Raw genomic sequence first — 15,981 nt, 5'->3', positions numbered from 1 at the left:
CTGTCAAAACAGCCTTTTATTGTTTAATATCGATGTATTATGAGAAGGTTTTTTATTTTCATTGCTTTTGCACTGTGCAGTTTCTGGCAGTTGAGAGCCCAGGCCGATACGGCTTCGTTCCTGTTTGATAAGTATGAAGATGCCCAGGTGGTTCTCAGAGCCGGTGGTGAATTGAAGTCAAAAATGAACTACAATATAGTAGCCAACAAGTTCTATTTTGTAGATCCGCAGGATAAGCAGGTGAAGGAACTTGCCAATCCGGGAGATATTTTGCTGATCAAGATAGGAGAGCGTACGTTTTATCCGGAATCCAACGGAGCCGGAATAGAAATGTTGCCGACAAAACCGGTAGTGTATGTCCAGTATAAAGCATCTGCACGTAAGGAAGCCCCTGTGGGAGCCTATGGCACCCGTTCGGAAACAACGGCAGTTCAGAGTTACGGCTCTGTCATGAGCAATGGACAATCATACCAGTTGCAAGGTGAGAAGATGATTGTCGGCAACCGGCATCATATCTATTGGGTGGAGAAAGATGATAAAATGAAACAGTTCCGCAATTTTAAGCAATTTGCCAAAATCTACTCAAAGCATCGTGCGGAAATAGAGAAATACATTGGAGAGAATAAAGTGAATTTTGAGAATGTGGATCAGATTGTCAAGCTCTGTTCCTATGCCGATTCACTGAAATAGGTTTGGTTTTGAAAGCCCCTGTCCGGGACATTTGTGAAATGAAGAGGCTGTGTCGAAACTCTTTTTACCACGGAGTAACACAGAGTCTTTTTGTTAATAATCAATAACTTAAAATCGCCTCTGTGTTACTCTGTGTCCTCTGTGGTGAGTTTTGATACAGCCTATTTGTTCAATACTTCTTCCAGTTTGGCTTGGAGCGCTTCTCCGTGCAGGCCACGTGCAAGAATTGTTCCGTCAGCATCAACCAGCATGGTGTGAGGAATACTGTTTACGGCATACAACTGTGCACCTTCGTTCTGCCAGCCTTTCAGGTCGGACATTTGAGGCCAGGTGATGTTTAGCTTCTTGATGGCATCTTTCCATTTATCAGCATCCTGATCGAGAGACACGCCTACGATTTCGAAGTTCTTGCCTTTGTACTTAGCGTAAGCCTCTACGATGTTCGGCATTTCGCGGCGGCAAGGACCACACCAGCTTGCCCAGAAGTCAACCAATACCACTTTACCTTTTCCTACATAGTCGGATAGTTTTACCGGTTTTCCGTCGGGTGTCAGCATCTCGAAGTCGATAAATTTCTGACCGGCAGCAGTCGCTTTCTGCTTTTCGGTAACTTCTTTGATTTTCATAATCAGTTCGTCATTCTGATAGTTGGCAGGTATTTGTTTCAGCAAAGCATCATTCTCTTCGGTAGAGTTTTCATAGAAACTTTGTTTGAACAACATGATACCCACCGGGTTGGTGATGTTTTTCTGTACACCTTCTTTGATAGCCTGGCTGTATGCCTCTTCCAGCTGTGAGTATTCTTTTTGTTTTGCCAACTTCTGATCATCGGTCAGTGTGCTGTCGCCCATAGCCTGGTAGATGGCTGCCTGTTTCTGATCGATCACATTGGTCTTGTTCCGTATCTCCTGATAAGCGTCATTGTTCGGAGTACCGGTTGCCGACTTATTATCTTTAGACAGATTTACGTTGATTTTACCGTTTTCGAGGAAGAAATCTACATATGCTCCGTCACCGTTTTTAGAGTAAGTGATGTAACGGTTCACTGCGGAATCCTGTACGCCTTCGAATGTAAATGTTCCGTTAGCGATGATGGCTGTATCCAGTTTGTTGAACTGTCTGCTTACACGTTCCTGAATAAATACGGTATCGCCGTCGGAAGCGCCTTCCACAGTACCTGTTATTACATAACCGGGTTTGCTGTTATTACAAGATGCTACTCCCAGAGCAACCGCTGCAACAGCCAGATAAGTTAACTTTTTCATTGCTTTAGTATGTTTTATGAATAAATATTTATGCAAAGATAGCCGTTTTTTTTATTCGGAATAGAATTTCTCTGTTATATTAGATTAACATGTATGTACGAATCGGATAAATGTGTACCTTTGCACCCCAAATTAGTATGAATATGCAAGAAAGCAAATCCATTATTGAGGTGAACGGTGTGTCTAAATTCTTCGGAGAGAAGACTGCCCTGGATCATGTGACCCTGAATGTAAAAAAAGGTGAGTTCGTCACCATCCTGGGTCCTTCGGGTTGTGGTAAGACTACTTTGTTACGCCTTATTGCCGGCTTCCAGACTGCTTCGGAAGGCGAAATTAAAATATCGGGGAAGGAAATCACGCAGACTCCTCCGCACAAACGTCCGGTAAACACGGTGTTTCAGAAGTACGCTTTGTTTCCGCATCTGAATGTATATGATAATATTGCTTTCGGGCTGAAGCTGAAAAAGATGCCGAAGCAGACCATTGAGAAGAAGGTAAAGGCCGCTTTGAAGATGGTGGGGATGACGGACTATGAATACCGTGACGTAGATTCGCTGTCCGGCGGACAACAGCAACGTGTGGCTATCGCCCGTGCCATAGTCAACGAACCGGAAGTGCTGCTGCTCGACGAACCGTTGGCAGCTCTCGACCTGAAGATGCGCAAAGACATGCAGATGGAACTGAAGGAGATGCACAAATCATTAGGGATCACTTTTGTATATGTCACCCACGATCAGGAGGAAGCATTGACGCTGAGCGATACGATTGTCGTCATGAGCGAAGGACGAATCCAGCAGATCGGCACTCCCATTGATATTTACAATGAACCTACCAATTCGTTTGTGGCCGATTTTATCGGGGAAAGTAATATCCTGAACGGTGTGATGATACACGACAAACTGGTACGTTTCTGCAATACCGAGTTCGAATGTGTGGACGAAGGGTTCGGCGAAAACATGCCCGTAGACGTAGTGATCCGTCCGGAGGATCTTTATATATTTCCGGTTTCGGAAGCGGCACAACTGGCCGGCATGGTGCAGTCGTCCGTCTTCAAGGGGGTACATTATGAAATGACCGTCCTTTGCAACGGCTATGAATTTCTGGTACAGGACTATCATCATTTTGAGGTCGGTGCCCTCGTTGGGCTGTTGGTGAAACCGTTTGATATTCATATAATGAAGAAAGAGCGCGTGTGCAATACCTTCGAAGGCAAGCTGATTGACGAAACCCATGTGGAGTTTCTGGGTTGTAACTTCGAGTGTGCTCCTGTTACCGGAATTGATGCCGGCAGCGAAGTGAAAGTGGAAGTCGGTTTCGACAAAGTGATTCTTCAGGATAACGAAGAAGACGGTACGCTGACCGGAGAGGTGAAGTTCATCCTTTATAAAGGCGACCACTATCATCTGACTGTGCTTTCGGATTGGGACGAGAATGTATTTGTAGATACGAACGACGTATGGGACGATGGAGACCGTGTAGGTATCACCATCCCCCCGGACGGTATCAGAGTAATTAAGAACTAAATAAAAATAAGAGTTAAGAGTGAAAAGATTATCGGTCTTTTTTTCATCACGTAAGAGTTGGACGCTCCCTTACATTATCTTTTCGGCGATCTTCGTCGTTATTCCGCTACTCCTTATTGTGGTCTATGCTTTCACCGATGACAGCGGACATCTGACATTGGAAAACTTTGCGAAGTTTTTTCAGCATCACGAGGCTATCAATACCTTTGTTTATTCCATCGGTATTGCCATCATTACCACTATCGTTTGTATCCTGCTGGGTTATCCGGCAGCCTGGATACTAAGCAACGCAAAGCTGAACCGCTCGAAAACGATGGTCGTATTGTTTATTCTTCCCATGTGGGTCAACATCTTGGTACGTACGTTGGCAACAGTAGCCCTGTTCGACTTCTTCAGTGTCCCGTTGGGTGAGGGAGCTTTGATATTCGGTATGGTCTATAACTTTATACCTTTCATGATTTACCCTATCTACAACACCCTGCAAAAGATGGATCACAGTTACATCGAGGCTGCGCAGGACTTGGGTGCCAATCCCGTCCAGGTGTTTTTCAAGGCGGTGCTTCCGCTTTCCATGCCGGGAGTGATGAGTGGCATCATGATGGTTTTTATGCCCACTATCTCAACTTTTGCCATTGCCGAGTTGTTGACGATGAACAACATCAAACTGTTTGGTACCACTATCCAGGAGAATATCAATAATAGTATGTGGAATTATGGAGCGGCCCTGTCACTGATCATGTTGTTGCTGATTGCGGCGACTTCTCTGTTCAGCACCGACGACAAAGATAATACGAACGAAGGAGGTGGGCTATGGTAAAGAAAATTTTTGCCCAGACCTATTTGTGGATACTCCTTTTGCTGCTCTATTCGCCTATCGTGATTATTATGATCTACTCTTTCACCGAAGCAAAGGTGTTGGGCAACTGGACCGGATTCTCCACGAAACTGTATTCGTCACTGTTTACTACCGGCACGCACCATTCGCTGATGAATGCGTTGATCAATACCGTGACCATTGCTTTGATAGCGGCTACGGCTTCCACTTTGTTGGGCAGCATCACGGCTATCGGCATCTTCAACCTGAAGGCACGTTCGCGGAAGGCCATCAGTTTTGTGAACAGTATCCCTATTCTGAATGGTGATATTATTACCGGTATTTCCCTGTTCCTGCTGTTTGTTTCGCTCGGCATATCTCAGGGATATACGACCGTGGTATTGGCGCACATCACATTCTGTACTCCATATGTGGTGCTCAGCGTGTTGCCCCGCCTCAAGCAGATGAATCCTAATATTTACGAAGCTGCCCTCGATCTGGGAGCAACCCCGATGCAGGCACTTCGCAAAGTGATTATCCCGGAGATCCGTCCGGGAATGATTAGCGGCTTCATGCTTGCGCTGACACTTTCTATCGATGATTTTGCGGTAACGGTATTTACGATCGGTAACGAAGGACTTGAGACACTTTCCACCTATATTTATGCCGATGCCCGCAAGGGAGGGCTTACTCCGGAGCTGCGTCCCCTTTCGACGATTATCTTCGTGGTGGTGCTGGCATTGCTGATTGTCATTAACCGGCGTGCGGGTAAGGAGAAAAAGTGATGTCCTTTTTGTTTTAAATCGAAAAAGAAGAGAATTTACGAGAATCAAGAAACTGTATAAAGTGCTAATGAACAAACTATTAATAACCCTTTCCCTGGCGATGTCACTTTTGTTTTCCGGTTGTTACAACTCCGGTGAACCTCGCGAGAAGGTATTGAAAATCTATAATTGGGCCGATTATATCGGTGATGGGGTGCTCGAAGACTTTCAGGCATATTATAAGGAGCAGACGGGTGAGGATATCCGCATCGTTTATCAAACCTTTGATATTAACGAAATCATGCTCACCAAGATTGAGAAGGGACACGAAGATTTCGATGTGGTATGTCCTTCGGAATACATCATCGAGCGGATGTTAAAGAAAAACCTGCTGTTGCCCATCGACACTGTTTTTCCCCATTCGCCCGATTACATGAATGACGTATCGCCTTATATCCGTGAACAGATTGATAAACTGAGTCAGCCGGGGCGGATCGCCAGTCATTATGCGGTATGCTATATGTGGGGAACCGCCGGGATATTGTATAATAAAGCTTTTGTGCCCGAAGCCGATGCCGAAAGCTGGAATTGTCTTTGGGACCGGAAATATGCCGGTAAGATACTGATGAAAGACAGTTACCGGGATGCATACGGAACTGCCATCATTTACGCCCATGCCCGTGAACTCGCCGATGGTAAGGTGACGGTCGAAGATCTGATGAACGACTATTCTCCCCGTGCGATGGAGATTGCCGAGAAATATCTCAAAGCAATGAAGCCCAATATAGCCGGTTGGGAGGCAGACTTCGGCAAAGAGATGATGACTAAAAATAAAGCATGGCTCAACATGACCTGGAGCGGAGATGCCAAGTGGGCCATCGAGGAAGCGGATGCGGTAGGAGTGGAGCTGGATTATGCCGTACCCCGTGAAGGAAGCAACATCTGGTATGACGGGTGGGTGATTCCTAAGTATGCCGGTAACCCGAAAGCTGCCAGCTACTTCATCAACTTCATGTGCCGCCCCGACATTGCCTTGCGGAATATGGAAGCGAGCGGTTACGTAAGTGCTGTGGCTTCGCCCGAGATCATGGAAGCGAAAGTGGACACAACTCTTACATATTATTCCGATCTGAGCTATTTCTTCGGACCGGGTGCCGACAGCCTGCAGATTGACAAGATTCAGTATCCGGATCGTGAAGTGGTGGAGCGTTGTGCCATGATTCGTGATTTTGGTGATAAGACGAAAGAAGTTCTTGAAATTTGGTCACGCATAAAGGGCGACAATCTCGGAGTGGGCATTACTATTCTGATTTTTGTGGTAGTGGGACTAATGAGTGGCTGGATGATTTATAAACGGGTACAGCGCTATAAACGTGAGAAGATGCAGAGACGCCGGAGCCGCAGACGGAGGAAGCAAAGATGAGATTAAAGTAACGTTGAAATCTGAATTTTGATAAAAAAATAAAAGAAAATGATGATTTTGTTTCTCAATCTATTGTAAATGTCTATATTTACCGCGTATTAAAGATTTCTGATAGGATGTGTTTTATTTCCAAGGTACTTGTAGAGTAATTTATCTCCTTATTAAGACTTCTCTAACATAACAAATTTTATTAATTGTATTAATTATTTTTTTTCAATGAACATTTTTATTGCAGGCATCAGCTATAATCTTAGCAACGCCGATTTAGGAGAATTATTCGAAGAGTTTGGAGAAGTTATTTCAGCCAAAATTGTCATGGACAGAGAGACTGGTCGTTCTAAAGGATTCGGTTTCGTAGAAATGCCGAATGACGAAGAGGGAAATGCTGCCATCGCAGCACTGAACGAAAAAGAAATAGACGGAAAAACACTTTCTGTATCAGTTGCACGTCCGAGAGAAGAAGGACCGCGTCGTAATAACAATTACGGTGGTGGTAGTCGTGGTGGCTACGGTAACAACCGTGGTGGCGGTTACGGTGGTGGTAATCGTGGCGGCGGCTATGGCGGCGGTCGTGACAGATATTAATCAAAAGAGATTACCAGTCTGTCCAAACAGACTTGAAGGAGAGATGTCCGGGATTTATCCCGGGCATCTTTTTTTATGTGGTGTCCGGCGGGTGTATAATTTTGTGTACTTTCGCCACAGAGTGTGCGGAGGGTACAATGAAAAATATTTCTTTCAGACGTACTTATAAACAAAGGATTAAAACTCTGTGCCTTCTGTAGCGTGCCCTATTTATATAGACAAACTCCGGAATGAATAAAAAAAACTACGGAATATTCGTAAGATATTCGTTTTTATTTTTATCTTTGTATTTATAGAAAAGGAGGGTATATGAAAAATTCCGGGAAATTACTTTTCTTGAGTTCAATTCTGGGGGGAGTATTTTTAGTCTCTTCTTGTTCGGCTGTTCCGAAGATAGAAGAGAAGGACTTATCGGAGCAATGGCCGGTTGTGGCTTCCCGTCAGTGGACCGGTCAGGATTCTGTTGTGGTATGTGATCTAAATGTACTGAAAGATACGATTGACTTACCGCTCAGCTTCTTTGTAGAGGACTTTCGGATCATCAAGTTGGATAACCGCGATGAAGCGATGGTAGGGGTAAGCAATCTATGTGTCTCCGAAAACTACATTCTCGTTTACGGTTCTGTTTATACACTTCATCCCTGCCGGTTGTTTGATAAAAAGGGAAAGTTCATTACCGATATAGGTGCTATAGGGCAGGGACCGGGAGAGTATCGTTCTATATATAAAGCCCGGATTGATGAAAAACATAATTGCATTTATCTGATCCCTTTTGCTAACAGTAATGTTATCTATGTTTACGACTTGAAAGGGAAACCGCTGCCATCCATTCCGCTGCATCGGCCTGTCTCCAAAGCCATGTTCCGGATCGATACGGACAAACGAGAGATTACAGTGGGGGCACTTCCTTTTACCGGATACCCTTTGGTTGCATGGACACAGGATTTTGAAGGAAATCTGTTGGACTCTGTTCCCACACCTAAGCATCTGTTTGTTGTTCCCGATTATAGTAATGATATCGCGTATGGGGCCAATACGGAAGCAGTCGATCTCTATATCTCGACCTTCTGGGAGTTACGCCCTGATACACTTTATCATTATATACGTTCGGAGAGCAGGCTGACGCCCCGCTTTACGCTCGATATCGGAAATCGGAAACGTTCGATGACGATGTATTACGAGTTACCCCGGGTTTATATCGGAAAGTTGGCGGTAGATAAGCAGGTAGGTGACGGACTGTGGGAATCTCAGGATACTTCGTACTTTGTAGTAGATAAGAAATCGTTGCGCGGAACCTTTTTCCGTATAGTGAATGATTTTATGGGAGGTATGCCGGACCGGCTATGGACACCCTGGGCTTTTTACGACAGGCAGTATATACGGCTCGTGGAGCCTGGATCGCTGAAAGCAGAGATCGAAGCCTATCTGAGCGGTATGGCCGGGGAGAGTGCGAATGCCTTGCGGGAGTTTGGTCAGTCGATAGGAGAAGAAGATAATAGTTATGTAATATACGCTAAGCAGAAAGGAGCTCAATAATGAAAAAAGTATTTGGAATCTTGTTGTCGGTTCTGTTGGCCTGCACTTCGTGTGGAGATGGCAGCAGTAAAAGTGAACCTTCGTTTAAAGTATACGATAAATACTCTAAAGAGAAGAAGGTCGAAAAGAAGAATGATATCGGAAAGGCAACCTATATTTTCTGGATAAACAAAGCGGAAGCCAAGAAATTGCGCGGGTTGACTTTTAATATTAAATGTAAAGTCACGATCAACGAAGACGGTAGTATAAAGATTCTGGGATATGAAAAAGAACAACCCTACACGGTGACCAAAAGCCTGAAGAAATACCTCAAAACCTTCCGTGTAGACGAGAAAGCTTTGAAAGAAGGAACGGTTAAAACGGGAGATCAGGTGGTTTTTTTGCGTTATGTTGTGCTGAAATAAAAGGCAGTGTTTTTAATGCGAGGATGTGCTGAAATTCACCAAAGGAGATACAGAGTAACACACATTGAATTTTAAGTCATTGATTATCACTATTGATAATCTGTGGCGAAAAGAACTTTTGAGGCAACCCTCTGTGCCTTCTGTGGTGAATCCGGTTGCCGAATGGCCTTAATAAAAAATCCTCCCCGGCAGGACCGGAGAGGATTTTATCGTTTTAATCCTATTTACTAATGATAGATACTGCCGATTATTATTCAGCAGCAGCTTCAGTTGCAGCTTCTTCTGCCGGAGCAGCTTCTTCTGCGGGAGCTTCAGCAGCAGCCTTAGCAGCTTCTTCAGCAGCTTTCTTTTCAGCCAATGCTTTTGCTTTTGCTTCGTTTACTTTCTTTTCAGCTTCCAGACGTGCTTTTTCGTCAGCCTTTTTAGCTTCATCTTCTTTAGCTTTCAAAGCAGCCAGACCAGACTGTTTGTTGTTCTTCCAAGCTTCGAATTTAGCTTCAGCTTCAGCTTCACCGAAAGCACCTTTAGCTACACCGCCAAGGAGGTGTTTCTTCATGTAAACGCCTTCACGAGAAAGGATGTTGCGAACTGTGTCTGAAGGTTGTGCACCTACCAGTACCCAGTGCAAAGCACGTTCGAAATTCAAATCTACTGTAGCAGGATTGGTGTTAGGGTTGTAAGTACCAATCTTCTCTGTAAATTTACCATCACGTGGTGCTCTGCTGTCTGCAATAACGATAGAGTAGAAAGCGTAGCTTTTACGTCCATGTCTTTGCAATCTAATTCTTGTTGCCATTTTAAATAAATGTTTTTAATGAATGATTTGAATTAATGCTATTAACTCGTAATAGCGAGTGCAAAGATAGGGGTTTTGTTTTGATTGACAAAGACTTCCTGTTCTTTTTTATAATAATAACCCCATTCTGAGCTTTTCGTTTGCCGCACTCTATCCCCATTATTTGCCCGCTTTGCGCTGCCAATGCCCCGAACTGACCCGTAACGACGAACTGCTTTGTATGCTGATTTTGCTGAATCAGAGCACTGACGAGATAGCCCTTGCTTTAGGCATTTCGCGTGCCAGTGTCAATTCCGGACGAAGCCGTATCCGCAAGAAGTTAGGATTGGGCAAAGATGAATCGCTCGAGGCCTATTTACAGAATATCCGGAAGTAAGCCGTCCGCTATTCAGGAATACCTCCTCGGATAACGGAATAGAATGGCCAGCAGCGCACAGATACCCATTGTAAACGGATAATACAGGTTTCCGATGATACTGAGCGGAGAGATCTGTGCCAGTCCGGCAGCAATCAGCATTTGTGCTCCGTAAGGGATGATCCCCTGTATCAGGCACGAGAAAGTATCGAGGATACTCGCTGTCTTTCTTCGGTCCAGATGAAACTTCTTCGCGATATCTTTAGCAATCGGTCCGGTAGTGATGATAGCGATCGTATTGTTAGCCGTGCAGAGGTTGGCAATGCTCACCAGTGCGGCAATGCTGAGTTCTGCTCCCCGTTTTCCGTTTACATGCCGGGTCAGTTTGTTAATAATGAAATCTATTCCTCCGTTGTAGCGGATGGTTTCAAGCATTCCACCCGCCAGCAGAGTGATGATGATCAGTTCACCCATTCCGGTAATGCCCGTTCCCATAGCTCCGAACCAATCGAAGAATCCGAGGCTGCCTGTAGCGATACCGATTACACCACTGGTGAAGATACCTATTATCAAGACCAACATTACGTTCATTCCGGCTATGGCCGTTCCCAATACGATAAGGTAAGGAATCACTTTCACCCATTCGATCTCCTGTACCTGTGGCGGAGCAGCTACCGAAAGTCCCTGAAAGATATAGATACCTAATACCACCAGTGCGGCAGGCACTACGATCATGGAGTTTACCCGGAACTTATCACGCATCACGCATTCCTGTGTCTTGGTCGAGGCAATGGTTGTGTCGGAGATGAACGAAAGATTATCTCCGAAGAATGATCCGCCCACTACCACCGCTACCATAAACGGCAGGTCTATGCCGGTTTTTTCCGCCAGTCCGATGGCAACGGGAGTCAGTGCCACGATGGTTCCCACGCTGGTACCGATAGATAAGGAGATAAAGCAAGAAGCCAGAAAAATGCCTGCCAATAAAAGGTTATCCGGCAGAATATGGAGTGTGAGGTTTACAGTGGCATCGATGGCTCCCATTTGCTTGGCACTCTGCGCAAAGGCTCCTGCCAGAATGAATATCCACACCATCAGCATGATATTTTTATTGGAAGCTCCTACCGAGAACTGATAGACGCGTTGTTCCAGATTCAGTCCCCGTGTGATGGCGATGGCATAGCACGACGAGATGAGGAAGGCCACCGTTATAGGAACTTTGTAGAAATCGTTCACCAGGATGGAGGTGACCAGATAGAGGCATAAGAATACGAATAAAGGGCTGAGTGCCCACCAGCCTGAAGTGCTTTTATGTATCTTTTCTTCGTTTATCATTGAATGATTCTTAAAATTTTGAGGTGCAAAGATAGTGAATGATAGGGAGAAAAACGGTAATTTTGCACCGACAATATAAAGATTAACGCTAACCGCTTCATGCATTTAAAAATTTCCGGAGAAGAACGCTGTGAGGCGGGAAGCTTTGGTGCGAGTTAGCAACAGGGGCGGTGCGAAGTGATTCGTGCCGCTTTTTCATGAATATGGGTACTGTTCCTGAAAAAAAATGTCTTTTTGTTTTGCGGGAATAAAAAGAACTATTACTTTTGCCGCCGATAAACAGAGTATTCACCCTTTAAATAATCAGAAAGGGTTTTAATTATGTCAGAGAAATAATATCTTCAAACTTGGAACTGAGTTGACCCGTCGGGAGGATGGGGCTTTGCAACTTTGTTTTTTATACGCATCGCAATTCTGCTGCTGGCGATGCAGGTTGATTAGTTCCACAATCACGTTTAATTTATTTATTATTCACTTCAATGCTGTGAACAGGATGTGTTATATCCTTTTCTAAAGTATTGGTATCCCGCATATTGTCTGTTGCCTGCCCATGGCAGGTAGCCGGTATTGTATGCGAAAGAAAAACAGTATGGGAATACGTTTGAAAGATTTAAGCAAACTGGGATATAGAGACAACGTGGCCCGTAGTCTGGCCGTTGCCCTCGTCAACAAGTATTGTAAACACGAGACAAAGGAGCGGATATTAGCTATCCTGGGCGATGTACTCGGAAATCCCGAAATATATAAAAACAACGAAGTATGGAGTAAACTGGCCGAACAACTTTCTCCTACTTTAGTCGAAAAAAGTTTTACGTCGTATGATTTGCTCGACGAGCCTTTGGCTTATAAAACATACGGAAGCAAGCATATTGAAACATTGGCCAAACAACAGATGAATCTGGCTATGCGCCTTCCGGTCACTCTTGCCGGAGCGTTGATGCCCGATGCACATGCCGGTTACGGATTACCCATAGGCGGAGTATTGGCTACGGATAATGCAGTCATTCCGTATGCGGTGGGAGTTGATATAGGTTGCCGGATGAGTCTTACCCTGTTTGATGCCGGGGAAGACTTTCTAAGTCGTTATTCGCATCAGATGAAAGAAGCGCTGAAAGAATTCACTCATTTCGGCATGGATGGCGGGTTGCCTTTTGTTCAGGAACACGAGGTACTTGACCGGGAAGAGTTCCGAATGACTGAATTGCTGAGAGGGCTGCATTGCAAAGCGGTGCGACAACTGGGAAGTTCCGGTGGTGGAAATCATTTTGTGGAGTTTGGCAGGATCAGCTTGCAGGCGGACAATGTCTTAGGAGTTCCGGAGGGTAGTTATGCGGCTTTGCTTTCCCATTCCGGTTCACGGGGGCTGGGTGCTGCCATTGCCAAACATTACAGTCTGCTGGCCCGTGACATCTGTCGCTTGCCCCGCGAGGCTCAGCACTTTGCCTGGTTGGGATTGGATACGGAAGAGGGGCAGGAATACTGGCTTAGTATGAATCTGGCAGGCGATTATGCCCGTGCCTGCCATGAACGGATTCATCTGAATCTGGCCAAAGCTCTGGGACTGAAACCTCTGGCCAATGTGAACAACCATCATAACTTTGCATGGAAGGAGGAACTTGCTTCCGGACAAACTGCCATTGTACACCGTAAAGGAGCAACTCCGGCTCAGAAGGGCCTTCCGGGACTGATTCCCGGAAGTATGGCCACCCCCGGTTATCTGGTATGTGGAAAAGGAGTGGGTGAAGCCCTTTGTTCCGCTTCTCATGGAGCAGGACGCGCCATGTCCCGCCAAAAAGCGAAAGACAGTTTTACCCAGTCAGCACTGAAGAAGTATCTTTCGCAGGCCGGCGTGACACTGATTGGCGGTAGTGTCGAAGAAATGCCGTTGGCTTACAAAGACATTGACCGGGTGATGCAGACTCAGGAGGCATTGGTGGAAATTCAAGGTACCTTTATGCCCTGTATCGTACGAATGAATAAAGAGTAGAATGATGGAAAAGACGTATTTACAAATCACTTCGGGACGTGGTCCCGTGGAGTGTTGCCGTGTAGTGGCATTAGTGCTTGAGAGAATATTAAAACAGGCCCAGACCCGGAAACTGAAAGTGGAAATAGTGGAAAAAGAAGCCGGTCCTGCCAACCGTACATTGTTGTCGGTAGTCATTGCACTTGAAGGTGCAGGTTGCGATACACTGGTGGAAGAGTGGGAGGGAACCGTGTTGTGGATTGCCCGTAGCCCGTACCGGATTCATCACAGACGCAAAAATTGGTTTGTCGGTGTGCAGACCTTCTTGCTGTCCGAAAGCTGTGAGGCAACCGAAAATGAAATCCGTTATGAAACTTTGCGGGCTTCCGGACCCGGCGGACAGCATGTCAATAAGACGGAATCTGCTGTAAGGGCTGTCCATATTCCCAGCGGAATCAGTGTAGTGGCATCCGACCAACGTTCACAATGGCAGAATAAGAAACTGGCCACCGAACGATTGCTGGTCAAGCTGACTGCTTGGAATGTAGAGCAGGCAATGATTCAGGCACAGGCTAACTGGAGTAACCACAACAGCCTTCAAAGGGGAAACCCGGTGAAGGTCATTCAAGAAGAGCTCCGGTTTTGAGTATTAACGATTAAAAGAAAAAGCTATGTTATCAGAAAAATATGGTCGTACCTACCACTATCCGTTCTCTCCCGGGACGACGAGTGACGACCGAATCAATCATACCTATTGGGAGGATATCCGGGAGATAGACACGCTGGTCCATACCGAAAAACTGGATGGGGAGAACAATTGTTTAAGCAGATACGGGGTTTTTGCCCGTTCGCATGCTGCTCCTACCACTTCACCATGGACGAGCCAGTTGCGTCAGCATTGGGAGTTGTTGAAGAATGACCTGGGAGATATTGAACTCTTCGGCGAGAATCTGTATGCTGTTCATTCCATCGAGTACAAGCGGCTGGAGACACATTTTTATGTGTTCGCAGCCCGCTGTCTCGACAAATGGCTGTCGTGGGAAGAGGTGAAGTTTTATGCTGCTTTGTTCGATTTGCCTACTGTACCCGAATTGTGTACGGAGCAGGTAAACGGACTAACAGCCGAAACCCTGAAACAGCATGTCATCTGCCTGGCCGGGGAACCAAGTGTCTTCGGATCGCGTGATGCGCTGACAGGGATGGACTGTACCCGTGAAGGGGTAGTAACCCGCAATGCCGGCGAGTATCTTACCGCAGACTTTGTCCGTAATGTGTTTAAGTATGTCCGTCAGGGGCATGTGCAGACAGACGAGCATTGGACACGGCATTGGAAGCGTGCCCGCCTGGTGTGGGAGTCGAAACAAGAGAAAGGAGGTAACGAATGATTTGGAGATTGACAGAACGGAAAGATTGGGATTCACTGGTACAGCAGTTCAGTTGGGTGCGGGATATGGATCTGGTTCCCCAGCACGCTTTGCATCATGCCGAGGGAAGTGTAGCCGTACATACCCGCATGGTACTCGAGGCATTGCAGCAACAGCCTTCCTATCTGAGGCTTGCGGAGCAGGACCGGGAGATCCTTTGGGCAGCCGCTTTACTTCACGATGTAGAAAAGCGTTCGACTTCGGTCGATGAAGGCAATGGGCAGATCACCTCCAAAAATCATGCGAAGCGGGGGGAAGCTACTGTACGCACCCTCCTTTACAGGGATATTTCTACACCTTTCGGTATTCGCGAGCATATTGCCTCTCTGGTACGCCACCATGGTTTGCCTATCTGGCTGATGGAACGGGAAGATCCCTTGAAACGTGCTTGTGAAGCTTCGCTGAGGCTGGACACTTCGTTACTGAAACAGTTGGCTGTGGCCGATATTTGCGGGCGTATCTGCACGGACAGGGAAATACTGCTGGAAGCTACCGAATTCTTTGAAATGTTTTGCCGTGAACAACAATGCTGGGGGAAAGCCCGTGCATTTGCCGGTGATACGGCCCGCTTCCATTATTTTCATACGAATCAGGCTTATATCGATTATGTCCCCCACGATGATTTCAGATGTGAGGTTACTTTGCTTGCAGGTCTGCCCGGTATGGGGAAAGACTATTATATAGAGTCTCGATGTGCCGATATGCCGGTTGTCAGTCTGGATGCTATCCGACGCGAACATAAACTCAGCCCCACGGATAAAGCGGCTAACGGCTGGGTGACACAAACGGCCAAAGAGCAGGCACGGGGCTACCTCCGGAAGGGACAGGACTTTATTTGGAATGCCACCAATGTGACCCGCCAAAGACGTGCCCAGTTGGTCGATTTGTTCATCACCTATGGGGCACGGGTGAAAATAGTCTATATAGAGAAACCTTACTCCGTCTGGCGGCGGCAAAACGGCATACGCGAATATAAAGTGCCGGAGCCGGTTCTGGATGTGATGTTGGATAAACTGGAGGTTCCCCAGTTGACAGAAGCGCACGAAGTGGTTTATGCCGTGCAGGAACAATAGGGCTACACCCAACCGGGGGGAGGGTGTA

At 46.2% G+C, this 15,981-nt stretch carries 15 protein-coding genes and 1 pseudogene; 13 read left to right on the top strand and 3 right to left on the bottom strand.

Annotated features, from left to right (window positions below; genetic code table 11):
- Nucleotides 1-39: 39 nt before the first annotated feature.
- A complete protein-coding gene (locus G7Y45_RS15195; protein ID WP_032530023.1) occupies nucleotides 40-690 on the top strand; it encodes a hypothetical protein in 651 nt (216 codons plus the stop codon).
- Nucleotides 691-851: 161 nt separating this feature from the next.
- On the opposite strand, the gene G7Y45_RS15190 is transcribed toward G7Y45_RS15195, so the two are convergent.
- Nucleotides 852-1,955, bottom strand: coding sequence for a TlpA disulfide reductase family protein (locus tag G7Y45_RS15190; RefSeq protein WP_005778459.1), 1,104 nt, complete (start codon nucleotides 1,953-1,955; stop codon nucleotides 852-854).
- A gap of 137 nt (nucleotides 1,956-2,092) precedes the next feature.
- On the opposite strand from G7Y45_RS15190, the gene potA reads away from it, so the two are divergent.
- The 7 genes from potA (at nucleotide 2,093) to G7Y45_RS15155 (ending at nucleotide 9,004) form a co-directional block, all read left to right on the top strand.
- A complete protein-coding gene (gene potA / locus G7Y45_RS15185) occupies nucleotides 2,093-3,478 on the top strand; it encodes a polyamine ABC transporter ATP-binding protein (protein WP_206265630.1) in 1,386 nt (461 codons plus the stop codon).
- A 19-nt stretch (nucleotides 3,479-3,497) separates the two neighbouring features.
- Complete coding sequence (locus G7Y45_RS15180) at nucleotides 3,498-4,295, top strand: ABC transporter permease (protein WP_005778456.1); 798 nt, start codon at nucleotides 3,498-3,500, stop codon at nucleotides 4,293-4,295.
- Nucleotides 4,289-5,077, top strand: coding sequence for an ABC transporter permease (locus tag G7Y45_RS15175; protein WP_005778454.1), 789 nt, complete (start codon nucleotides 4,289-4,291; stop codon nucleotides 5,075-5,077). Before G7Y45_RS15180 ends, G7Y45_RS15175 begins: the two co-directional genes overlap by 7 nt.
- Before the next feature lie 67 nt (nucleotides 5,078-5,144).
- Nucleotides 5,145-6,479, top strand: coding sequence for an ABC transporter substrate-binding protein (locus G7Y45_RS15170; RefSeq protein WP_005778453.1), 1,335 nt, complete (start codon nucleotides 5,145-5,147; stop codon nucleotides 6,477-6,479).
- 216 nt (nucleotides 6,480-6,695) lie between these two features.
- Nucleotides 6,696-7,064 (top strand): RNA-binding protein, encoded by a 369-nt coding sequence (locus tag G7Y45_RS15165; RefSeq protein ID WP_005778451.1) that lies wholly within the window; start codon nucleotides 6,696-6,698, stop codon nucleotides 7,062-7,064.
- Nucleotides 7,065-7,373: 309 nt separating this feature from the next.
- Nucleotides 7,374-8,600 (top strand): 6-bladed beta-propeller, encoded by a 1,227-nt coding sequence (locus tag G7Y45_RS15160; protein ID WP_032542546.1) that lies wholly within the window; start codon nucleotides 7,374-7,376, stop codon nucleotides 8,598-8,600.
- Nucleotides 8,600-9,004: a DUF4891 domain-containing protein gene (locus tag G7Y45_RS15155; RefSeq protein ID WP_032542547.1), complete on the top strand. Its 405-nt coding sequence runs from the start codon at nucleotides 8,600-8,602 to the stop codon at nucleotides 9,002-9,004. The genes G7Y45_RS15160 and G7Y45_RS15155 overlap by 1 nt, the downstream gene beginning before the upstream one ends.
- A 250-nt stretch (nucleotides 9,005-9,254) precedes the next feature.
- Here the strand turns inward: G7Y45_RS15155 and G7Y45_RS15150 are convergent, their stop codons facing one another.
- On the bottom strand, nucleotides 9,255-9,800 hold the full coding sequence (locus G7Y45_RS15150) for a 30S ribosomal protein S16 (RefSeq protein WP_005778447.1): 546 nt from the start codon (nucleotides 9,798-9,800) through the stop codon (nucleotides 9,255-9,257).
- 136 nt (nucleotides 9,801-9,936) lie between these two features.
- On the opposite strand from G7Y45_RS15150, the pseudogene G7Y45_RS15145 reads away from it, so the two are divergent.
- Nucleotides 9,937-10,176: pseudogene (locus G7Y45_RS15145) on the top strand (helix-turn-helix transcriptional regulator); the annotation flags it as partial.
- A 12-nt stretch (nucleotides 10,177-10,188) separates the two neighbouring features.
- Here G7Y45_RS15145 and G7Y45_RS15140 read toward each other — a convergent pair.
- Nucleotides 10,189-11,490 (bottom strand): Na+/H+ antiporter NhaC family protein, encoded by a 1,302-nt coding sequence (locus G7Y45_RS15140; RefSeq protein WP_005806735.1) that lies wholly within the window; start codon nucleotides 11,488-11,490, stop codon nucleotides 10,189-10,191.
- 589 nt (nucleotides 11,491-12,079) lie between these two features.
- Here G7Y45_RS15140 and G7Y45_RS15135 point away from each other — a divergent pair.
- From G7Y45_RS15135 to G7Y45_RS15120, 4 genes are read left to right on the top strand one after another with little or no spacing between them, the layout of a single operon-like run.
- The gene (locus tag G7Y45_RS15135; RefSeq protein ID WP_005806733.1) at nucleotides 12,080-13,477 is read left to right on the top strand and encodes an RtcB family protein; all 1,398 of its coding nucleotides are present in this window, start codon (nucleotides 12,080-12,082) and stop codon (nucleotides 13,475-13,477) included.
- 4 nt (nucleotides 13,478-13,481) lie between these two features.
- The gene (gene prfH / locus G7Y45_RS15130) at nucleotides 13,482-14,102 is read left to right on the top strand and encodes a peptide chain release factor H (protein ID WP_032538059.1); all 621 of its coding nucleotides are present in this window, start codon (nucleotides 13,482-13,484) and stop codon (nucleotides 14,100-14,102) included.
- Nucleotides 14,103-14,127: 25 nt separating this feature from the next.
- On the top strand, nucleotides 14,128-14,841 hold the full coding sequence (locus G7Y45_RS15125; protein WP_165015262.1) for an RNA ligase family protein: 714 nt from the start codon (nucleotides 14,128-14,130) through the stop codon (nucleotides 14,839-14,841).
- The gene (locus tag G7Y45_RS15120) at nucleotides 14,838-15,953 is read left to right on the top strand and encodes an AAA family ATPase (RefSeq protein ID WP_165015259.1); all 1,116 of its coding nucleotides are present in this window, start codon (nucleotides 14,838-14,840) and stop codon (nucleotides 15,951-15,953) included. Before G7Y45_RS15125 ends, G7Y45_RS15120 begins: the two co-directional genes overlap by 4 nt.
- The last annotated feature ends 28 nt before the right edge of the window (nucleotides 15,954-15,981 follow it).

The organism is Bacteroides sp. ZJ-18, assembly GCF_011038705.2.
Lineage (GTDB): Bacteria > Bacteroidota > Bacteroidia > Bacteroidales > Bacteroidaceae > Bacteroides > Bacteroides hominis.
Note: the sequence above shows the minus strand (reverse complement) of the source record. Positions and strands in the feature narration are given on the sequence as shown.